The sequence below is a fragment of the Vagococcus sp. CY53-2 genome (assembly GCF_022604695.1).
Lineage (GTDB): Bacteria > Bacillota > Bacilli > Lactobacillales > Vagococcaceae > Vagococcus.
In genome coordinates, this window is record NZ_JALAHP010000022.1 from 291 (window position 1) to 849 (window position 559).

At 50.6% G+C, this 559-nt stretch carries 1 rRNA gene; it reads right to left on the bottom strand.

Features of this window, described 5'->3' with window-relative positions:
• Positions 1 to 96: 96 nt before the first annotated feature.
• A 16S ribosomal RNA gene (locus MN581_RS10025) occupies positions 97 to 559 on the bottom strand; the annotation flags it as partial.

Here is a 559-nt window from a genome sequence, read left to right on the forward strand (position 1 = left end):
GGCGCTCTCCCAGCTGAGCTAAGGCCCCTATTTAAGAGTAGACCTCTCAAAACTGAACAAAGTAAAACGTAATGTGTTTTCCGTAATTATCCTTAGAAAGGAGGTGATCCAGCCGCACCTTCCGATACGGCTACCTTGTTACGACTTCACCCCAATCATCTATCCCACCTTAGGCGGCTGGCTCCAAAAGGTTACCTCACCGACTTTGGGTGTTACAAACTCTCGTGGTGTGACGGGCGGTGTGTACAAGGCCCGGGAACGTATTCACCGTGGCATGCTGATCCACGATTACTAGCGATTCCGGCTTCATGTAGGCGAGTTGCAGCCTACAATCCGAACTGAGAACAGCTTTAAGAGATTAGCTAAACCTCGCGGTCTCGCAACTCATTGTACTGTCCATTGTAGCACGTGTGTAGCCCAGGTCATAAGGGGCATGATGATTTGACGTCATCCCCACCTTCCTCCGGTTTGTCACCGGCAGTCTCGCTAGAGTGCCCAACTAAATGATGGCAACTAACAATAAGGGTTGCGCTCGTTGCGGGACTTAACCCAACATCTC